The sequence below is a fragment of the Mesorhizobium sp. genome (assembly GCF_017306585.1).
Classification (GTDB): Bacteria; Pseudomonadota; Alphaproteobacteria; order Rhizobiales; family Rhizobiaceae; genus Mesorhizobium.
In genome coordinates this window covers 25,805-33,936 of sequence record NZ_JAFKIC010000163.1, presented here as the reverse complement: position 1 = coordinate 33,936, position 8,132 = coordinate 25,805, and the positions used below count along the sequence as shown (strand labels likewise).

8 protein-coding genes are annotated in these 8,132 nt (G+C 65.0%); 1 reads left to right on the top strand and 7 read right to left on the bottom strand.

The genetic code is table 11. The features are described from left to right. Positions 1-8: 8 nt before the first annotated feature. Genes J0I79_RS19090 through J0I79_RS19065 form a run of 6 tightly spaced genes read right to left on the bottom strand, consistent with a single transcriptional unit; the run spans position 9 to position 6,705 of the window. Positions 9-791 carry a carnitinyl-CoA dehydratase gene (locus J0I79_RS19090; RefSeq protein ID WP_292862184.1) on the bottom strand — a complete coding sequence of 261 codons (783 nt, stop codon included), beginning with the start codon at positions 789-791 and terminating at the stop codon, positions 9-11. Continuing rightward, a complete protein-coding gene (locus J0I79_RS19085; protein ID WP_292862179.1) occupies positions 784-2,862 on the bottom strand; it encodes an acetate--CoA ligase family protein in 2,079 nt (692 codons plus the stop codon). Before J0I79_RS19085 ends, J0I79_RS19090 begins: the two co-directional genes overlap by 8 nt. A 3-nt stretch (positions 2,863-2,865) precedes the next feature. Then, entirely contained in the window at positions 2,866-4,029 is a 1,164-nt protein-coding gene (locus tag J0I79_RS19080) for an acyl-CoA dehydrogenase (RefSeq protein WP_292862176.1), read from the bottom strand. Between the two features lie 4 nt (positions 4,030-4,033). Further along, complete coding sequence (locus J0I79_RS19075; protein ID WP_292862173.1) at positions 4,034-5,137, bottom strand: 3-hydroxyacyl-CoA dehydrogenase NAD-binding domain-containing protein; 1,104 nt, start codon at positions 5,135-5,137, stop codon at positions 4,034-4,036. Beyond that, a complete protein-coding gene (locus tag J0I79_RS19070; RefSeq protein WP_292862170.1) occupies positions 5,134-5,763 on the bottom strand; it encodes an HD domain-containing protein in 630 nt (209 codons plus the stop codon). Before J0I79_RS19070 ends, J0I79_RS19075 begins: the two co-directional genes overlap by 4 nt. Before the next feature lie 24 nt (positions 5,764-5,787). Next, entirely contained in the window at positions 5,788-6,705 is a 918-nt protein-coding gene (locus tag J0I79_RS19065) for a 3-keto-5-aminohexanoate cleavage protein (protein ID WP_292862167.1), read from the bottom strand. 79 nt (positions 6,706-6,784) lie between these two features. Here J0I79_RS19065 and J0I79_RS19060 point away from each other — a divergent pair, with 79 nt between their 5' ends. After that, on the top strand, positions 6,785-7,762 hold the full coding sequence (locus J0I79_RS19060; protein WP_292862164.1) for a GlxA family transcriptional regulator: 978 nt from the start codon (positions 6,785-6,787) through the stop codon (positions 7,760-7,762). Positions 7,763-7,799: 37 nt separating this feature from the next. Here the strand turns inward: J0I79_RS19060 and J0I79_RS19055 are convergent, their stop codons facing one another. Continuing rightward, on the bottom strand, positions 7,800-8,009 hold the full coding sequence (locus tag J0I79_RS19055) for a hypothetical protein (RefSeq protein ID WP_137928940.1): 210 nt from the start codon (positions 8,007-8,009) through the stop codon (positions 7,800-7,802). Between the last annotated feature and the right edge of the window lie 123 nt (positions 8,010-8,132).

Genomic DNA, 8,132 nt, shown 5'->3' with positions numbered 1-8,132 from the left:
TCAGCAGGTCACTTCCCCTTCCACACCGGGTCGCGCTTCTCGGCAAACGCCCGGAACCCTTCCATATTGTCTTCGGAACCGTAGAGCGCATCGACGGTCGCGAGCTGACGGCGTGTCACCTTGTTCATTGCGTCCTGGAAAGTCAGCGCCTCCGCCGCTCGCGCGGTCTCCTTGATGGCGGCGAAGACCAGCGGCGGGCCACCGGCGAGCAGGCGAGCGATCTCCCAGACGCGGTCCTCGAGTTTCTCCTTGGGCAACACCTCGTTGACCAGGCCCCAGCGATGCGCCTCGGCGACATCCATCCAGCGGCCGGTGAGCAGCAGGTCCATGGCGACATGGTAGGGAATGCGCTTGGGCAGTTTGATCGTCGCGGCATCGGCGAGCGTGCCGGCGCGGATCTCGGGCAGCGCGAAGGAGGAATGGTCCGAGGCGTAGATGAGGTCGCAGGAGAGCGCCAGCTCGAAACCGCCGCCCACCGCCATGCCGTTGACGCAGGCGATGACCGGCTTGTTGAGGTCACGCAGTTCCTGCAGGCCGGCGAAACCGCCGACGCCATAGTCGCCGTCGACCGCATCGCCGCCGGCGGCGGCCTTGAGGTCCCAGCCGGCGCAGAAGAACTTGTCGCCGGCGGTCTTGACGATGGCGACGCGCAGGTCCGGATCGTCGCGGAACGCCTTGAACGTTTCGCCCATCAGCCGCGACGTCTTGAGGTCGATGGCATTCGCCTTGGGGCGGTCGAGCGTGACTTCGAGGATCGAGCCCTCGCGGCGGGTCGAAATGACATCAGACATTCTTGTTTTCTCCAAGCACGAGCAGGGCGTCGGCGATCCAGGCGCCCTTGCCTTCGGCGCAGACGATCAGCGGGTTGATGTCGAGTTCCTCGATCTCGCCGGCATTCTTCTGTACGAAGTCGGCAATGCCCGATATGGCGTCGATGGCCGCCTTGACGTCGGCTTTCGGCCGGCCGCGATAGCCTTCGAGCAGCGGGAACAGCTTCAGGCCGCGCAACGCCGCCTCGATATCGTCACGGCTCGCCGGCAGCATCAGGGTCACGCTGTCACGCAGCAACTCGACCAAAACGCCGCCGGTGCCGAGGGTCATGACCACGCCGAACATCGGGTCGCGGGTAAAGCCGACGATCAGTTCGGCGACGCCGTCGCGGACCATGCGCTCCGCGTAGAGGCCCGTGCCCAGCGGCAAAAGGTCATGCGCGGCGGCGCTGACGGACTCGGCATCCTTGAGGTTCAGCCTGACGGCACCGACTTCCGACTTGTGCGCGACGCCCAGTGCCTTCAGCGCCACCGGGAAGCCCAGCGTCATGGACGAGATCACCGCCTCGACGGCATTGCCGGCGCGCTCACCCTTCGGCACCGGCAGGCCGGCCTTGATCAGCCTGCTTTTTGCCTCGGCTTCGTCGGGCGTCACGCGCCTGGAGTCGGATCCGCCCGCCGCCGTCGTGTCGACCGGCTGAGCCTGCGGCTCGCGCCATGCCCAGCCGATGAAGGCTGCCGCCTGGGCGGCGTCCATGGCCTCGGAAATGCCAAACAGTGGCACCATGCCGCGCGCCATCAGCTCGGCCGTATATTCTTCCGGCAGGTTCTCCGGCAGCGAGGAGACGATGGCGCCATGCGCCTTGTTGGTCTTCAGCGCCGATTCGAAGGCGCGCAGGGTCGCCCACCAGTCGGTGACCGAGCAGCGGTCGGGGCGCGGAAAGTCGAGCACCAGCATGTTGAGGTCGAAACCACCCGACACCATGGCGGTGAAGGTTGCGGTCATCGCCGGCTCGTTGTTCCAGATGAAAGTGTGATAGTCGAGCGGATTGGCGACCGCTACCAGCGGCCCGAGCGTCGACTTGACATGGGCGCGATGCTGCTCGGTCAGGGCGGGGAAGTGCACCCAGCGCCCCTCCGCGCTGTCGGCCATGACCGAAGCCTCGCCGCCCGAGCAGCTCATCGATGACAGTTTATAACCGGGCAGCGGGCCGGTGATATGCAGCAGTTTCAGCGCCTCGATGAAGGCGGGAATGGAATCGACGCGCGCAATGCCAAGCCGTTTCAGGAAGGCGCCGGACGCTGCGTCCGATCCGGCAAGCGATGCCGTATGCGACACCGTCGCCTGCCGCGCCTGCTCGGAACGGCCGACCTTCATGGCGATGATCGGCTTCTTCAGCTCCCGGGCGCGTGCCGCGAGCCTTTCGAAGCCGGCTACCGAGTCGAACGCCTCGATGTGCAGGCCGAGCGATGTGACGCGCTCGTCCTCGATCAGGCCGAGCGCCATTTCGGAAAGGCCGGTCTGGGCCTGGTTGCCCGCCGTCATCAGGAAGGCGATCGGCAAGCCGCGCTTCTGCATCGTCATGTTGATGGCGATGTTGGAGGACTGGGTGATGATGGCGACGCCCTTGCCGCCCTCCTCCAGCCGGATGCCGCCATGCTGGTCGGGCCACAAAAGCGCGCCGTCGGCATAGTTGATCAGGCCGTAGCAATTCGGACCGATGATCGGCATCTGGCCGGCGGCGGCGACGAGCTCGGCCTGCAGCCGTTCGCCATCGTCGTCATAGGCTTCCGTTTCGAGAAAGCCGGCGGCGAAGCAGACGGCGCCGCCCGCGCCACGCTCGGCCAGCGCCTTGATCACCTCGATGGTCAGATGCCGGTTGACGCCGACGAAAGCGGCGTCCGGCGCGCCGGGCAGGTCGGCCACGGAACGATAGGCCTTGCGGCCGGCGACCTCGTCCTTGGTCGGGTGCACCGGCCAGATCTCGCCGGCAAAACCCATCTTGATCGACTGCGCGACCACAGCGGCGGCTTGTACCCCGCCGAAGACGGCAATCGATTTCGGCCGCAGGAGACGCTCAAGTTTATGCATGAATCAGGCTCCGAACGGGCGCAGCAGCGCCCGCGAAATGATGTGACGCTGGATTTCCGACGTGCCTTCCCAGATACGCTCGACGCGCGCATCACGCCAGATACGCTCCAGCGGCAAGTCGTCCATCAGCCCCATGCCGCCGTGGATCTGGATGGCCTCGTCGGCAACGTAAGCCAGCATTTCGGTGGCCTTGAGCTTGGCCATCGCCATGTCCTGGTCGGTGACGGTGCCCTGATCGTACTTCCAGCCGGCTTCGAAGACCATCAGGTCGGCGGCCTTCAGCTCCGTCGCCATGTCGGCGAGCTTGAACGAGACGCCCTGGAACTTGCCGATCTGCTGGCCGAACTGTTGGCGCTGCGCGGCATATTCGATGGCATGACCAAGCGCCCGCTCGGCGCGGCCGAGACAGGTGGCGCCAACCTGCAGGCGCGTGGCGCCGAGCCAGGAATTGGCAACGTCGAAACCCTTGTGGACCTCGCCAAGCACCTGTGAGGCCGGCAACCGGCAGTCGTCGAATTCGAGAATGGCGTTGGTGTAGCCGCGATGCGAAACGTTGCGATAGCCGTCACGCACCGTAAATCCCTTGGTGCCCTTGTCGACGAAGAAGGCGGTGATCTTCTTGCGCTTTCCACGCGAGGTCTCTTCCTCGCCTGAAGCCATGAACACGATGGCGAAATCGGCGAGGTCGGCATGGCTGATGAAGTGCTTGGTGCCGTTCAGCACCCAGTCGTCGCCGTCCTGCACAGCTGATGCCTTCATGCCGCGCAGGTCGGACCCGGCGCCCGGCTCGGTCATCGCCAGGCAATCCCATTTCTCGCCGCGTATGCAAGGGAACAGGTATTTTTCGCGCTGCTCCGGCGTGCCGGCGAGCAGGATGTTGGAGGGGCGCGCCACGCAGGTCCAGTGCAGCGCGTAATTGGCGCGGCCGAGTTCCTTCTCGTAGAGCAGCCAGGTCACCGTATCGAGCCCCGCGCCGCCGACATCGGCCGGCATGTTGGCGGCGTAGAGACCGGCCTCAATGGCCTTGGCCTTGAGCTCTTCGATCAAATCGCGGCGCAGAACGCCGGTGCGTTCCACCTCGCGTTCATGCGGGTAGAGCTCGTTTTCGACGAAGGCGCGTGTCGTCTCGACGATGAGCTTCTGTTCTTCCGACAGACCGAAATCCATGCTCTCAGCCCTTCTTCTTGCCGGTCTTCTTCTTCGGCTTTTCGGCTTTCTTCACCGGCTTGCCTGCCTTGGCCTTCTCGGCCGCCTTTGACGCCACCGGCTTCTTCGCCGCCAGCTTGGCGAGCTGCCTGGTGTAGTCCTTGTGCAGCGCGCCGGCGCCCCAGCCCTTGCCCTTGTTCTGCTTGGACAGCGCATCCATGATCGCGACCAGATTGTCGTCGCGGATCTTTTCCAGCTCACGGATCGAGAGGCCATACGCCTGATCGTCAGACTGGGTGGCGATGAGGTCGACCAGTTCGTCATTGAACTCCGGCACGTCCATCAGCTTGGTCCACGGCCATTTCAGGCAGGGTCCGAACTGGGCCATGAAGTGGCGCATGCCGGCTTCGCCGCCGGCGACGCGATAGACCTGGAACATGCCCATCTGCGCCCAGCGCAGGCCAAAGCCGTAGCGCATGATGTCGTCGAGTTCCTCGACCGTGCAGATGCCGTCCTTGATCAGCCACAGCGCCTCGCGCCATGCCGCCTCGAGCAGGCGGTCGCCGACGAAGGCCTCGATCTCCTTGCGGATGACGACCGGCTTCATGCCGATAGAGGCATAGATTTCCTTGGCGACCTCGACCGCTTCGGGGAAGGTCTGGTCGCCGGCGACGATCTCGACCAGCGGCAGGAGATAGACCGGGTTGAACGGATGGCCCACGACCAGCCGCTCCGGATGCTTCTTCATCGCCACCTGCATGTCGGTCGGTTTGATGCCGGAGGTGGAGGAACCGACAATGGCATTGGCCGGCGCGTGGGCGTCGATCTCGGCCAGCACCTTGTGCTTGAGGTCGAGACGCTCCGGCACGCTTTCCTGGATGAAGTCGGCATCGGCCACCGCCTCGGCGATGGTCTTGGCGAAGGTCAGCTTGCCTTCCTTGGGAAGCCCGCCCGGCACCATCTGCTTGTAGGCCCGGCGCGCGCCCTTCATCACTTCCGAAACCTTGCGCGACGCCTCGGGATCGGGATCGAAGATCGCCACGTCGATGCCGTTAAGCAGCAGGCGCGCGACCCAGCCGGCGCCGATGACACCGCCGCCGATGGCGGCTGCCTTGTTGATGATGCTCATGCGGAAGCTCCGGTTCTTGTCTTGGCTGTCTGGGGATCGATGAGGGGCACGCGCTCGCCGGCGCGGATCACCGCCGGGTCGTAGGCCTTGCGGGCGAAGACTTCGAGCACGAAGGGCCGGAAGAACTCTATCGGCAGCGTCTCGTAGTCTGGATCGAAGCTCGACTGGTCCCAGCGTTCGCAGAACTGGTCGCAGTCGTCGAAATAGGCGTGGCCGGCGAAACGGTCTCGCGCATGGCGATTGCCGCCGAGATGATGGGCGTAATAGAGCCGCTGGAAGTCGCCGTGCTTTTCCACCACCCAGGTGCATTGCTCGCGCACGAAGGGCTTCAGGATCGAGGCGGCGTATTCGTCGTGATTGTAGGGCGCGTAGATGTCGCCGATGTCGTGCAGCAGCGCGCAGGCGATCCAGTCGGTGTCGGCGCCGTCGCGCCAGGCGCGCGTCGCCGCCTGGAGCGAGTGGCCGAGCCGGGTGATCTTGTAGCCGGACAGACCTTCGTCGAGCTGGACAAGCGCATCCAGCAGCCGGTCGCCGGTCTTGGCGGCATAGTCGATCTCATGGGCGGTCAGGAATTCGTAGTCTTCCTTGTCGCCGTCCTTCATCGCGGTGAACTTGACTGACGTCATTCGGACCTCCTCCCCAAGATCGACTTATGCAGCTATCGGCGCCCGCTTGGTCAGGTTGAGTTTCTTGCGCACTTCCTCCGGCCCGATGACCCTGGCGCCGAGATTGGTCACGATCGAGGCGGCGCGTTCGACGAGCTGCGCATTGGTGGCGAGCACGCCCTTGTCGAGCCAGAGATTGTCTTCCAGCCCGACGCGGACATTGCCACCGGCCAGCACCGCCGCTGCGGCATAAGCCATCTGGTTGCGGCCGATGGAGAAGGCCGACCAGTTCCAGGTCGAGGGCACGTTGTTGACCATGGCCATGAAGGTGTTGAGGTCGTCGGGCGCACCCCACGGCACGCCCATGCAGAGCTGCACCAGCGCATCGGCGTTCAGCACCTTCTCCTCGACCAGCTGCTTGGCGAACCAGAGATGGCCGGTGTCGAAGGCCTCGATCTCGGGCTTGACGCCCAGCGCCGTCATCATGCCGCCCATGGCGCGCAGCATGCCGGGCGTGTTGGTCATGACATAGTCGGCCTCGGCGAAATTCATCGTACCGCAGTCGAGCGTGCAGATTTCAGGCAGGCACTGGCGCACATGCTCCATGCGGTTGGTGGCGCCACCCATGTCGGTGCCCTTCTCGTTGAGCGGCAGCGGCGCTTCCGGCGAGCCGAACACCATGTCGCCGCCCATGCCGGCGGTGAGGTTGAGCACCACGTCGACATTGGCGTCGCGGATGCGCTCGGTGACCTCGCGGTAGAGATGCACATCACGCCTGGGCTTGCCGGTCTCGGGATCGCGCACGTGGCAATGGACGATCGCCGCACCCGCCTTGGCGGCGTCGATCGCCGAATCGGCGATCTGCTTGGGGGAGCGCGGCACATGCGGGCTGCGGTCCTGCGAACCGCCGGACCCGGTCACGGCACAGGTAATGAAAACCTCGCGGTTCATCGCAAGCGGCATGGAATTCTCCTCCCAATCGAAACAGGCGCCAAGCATCGCTCGACTTGATCGCGACTGCTTTGCGTTTTACGAAGGCGATATGATCAAAAGCGAAAGATCCGTGTTTCGTCCGGAGCGCGAGACACTCAAGGTGACATTCCTGGTGTTCTCCGGCTCGTCCATCATGTGTGTCGCATCGGCAGTCGATCCCCTGCGCGCCGCCAACCGCATCTCCGGCGAGATTCTCTTCGACTTCAAGCTGGTCTCGGTGACCGGTGAGGCGCCGGTCACCACGTGTGGCCTGCCTGTCGCGGTCAGCGGCCGTTTCGATGCTGCCGAGCCGACCGACGTCCTTGTCGTCGTCGCCGGTTTCGGCACCCAGAATTATGCCACATCGGCGCTGCTCGCGGGGTTGCGGAGAGCGGCGCGCGCGGCCCGCGCCTGCGGCGGTGTCGAGGCCGGCACCTGGCTGGTGGCGCGAGCTGGCCTGTTGGAGGGCCGCAGCGCCACCACCCATTGGGAGGACATGGAGGATTTTTCCGCGGCGTTCCCGGGCGTCGACGTGCGGCCGGACCGCTATGTGATCGACGGGCCGGTCTTCACCTGCGGCGGCGCTTCGCCGACCTTCGATCTGATGCTGCATCTCGTGCGCACAAGGCTCGGCATGGCGGCCGCGCTCGATGTCGCCAGCGTCTTCATCTACGACCAGGCCCGCGCGGCGACCGATGCGCAGCCGCTGGTCTCGCTCGGCCGGCTAGACGGATACGATCCGCGCCTGGCACAGGCCATCCGGCTGATGGAATCGCATATCGACCAGCCACTCACCATCGAAGCGGTGGCAAAGCGCACCGGTGTCACGGCGCGCACCCTGGAGAGCATCTTTCGCAAGTCGATCGGCGAAACGCCGGGCGCCTACTATCTCAGGCTGCGCCTCAGCGCTGCGCGGCGCCTCGTGGTCGATACAAGGGTGGCGATGGCCGACATTGCCGGGCGGACCGGATTTTCGTCCGCCGCGGCGTTTTCGAGGGCTTTTTCACGGGCTTTCGGTGAAGCCCCGGTCAGATTGCGCCGGGGCTGATTGCGCATGCCGGACCGCGGCGTGCGCAACAGGAATATCAGGCAGCGTTCTGCCGGTCCGAGCCGGCGTCGATCTGCGAGCGCATCTGTCTGGCCAGATGAGTCTCGAAACGGCTGGCAACGGCGCGATCCCATTCGTTCAGCCGCCGCGCGCCGTCCTTCGGATGCGGCATCGCCATCAGCCGGTCGATGATCGACCCGGCCGCTTCAGGTGAGAGCAGGGCGTCGATTTCACGTTCGTTCTGCATATCGGTTCGCCTCCTTCTTCCTCTCCCGCCACGCATCGTCTTTATACGAGATACGTGACGGCAGTTTGAAGGCAAGAGCGAGGTCATTGAGGGGCGGCGGAGGGCAAAACCTTGTCGTCCGAT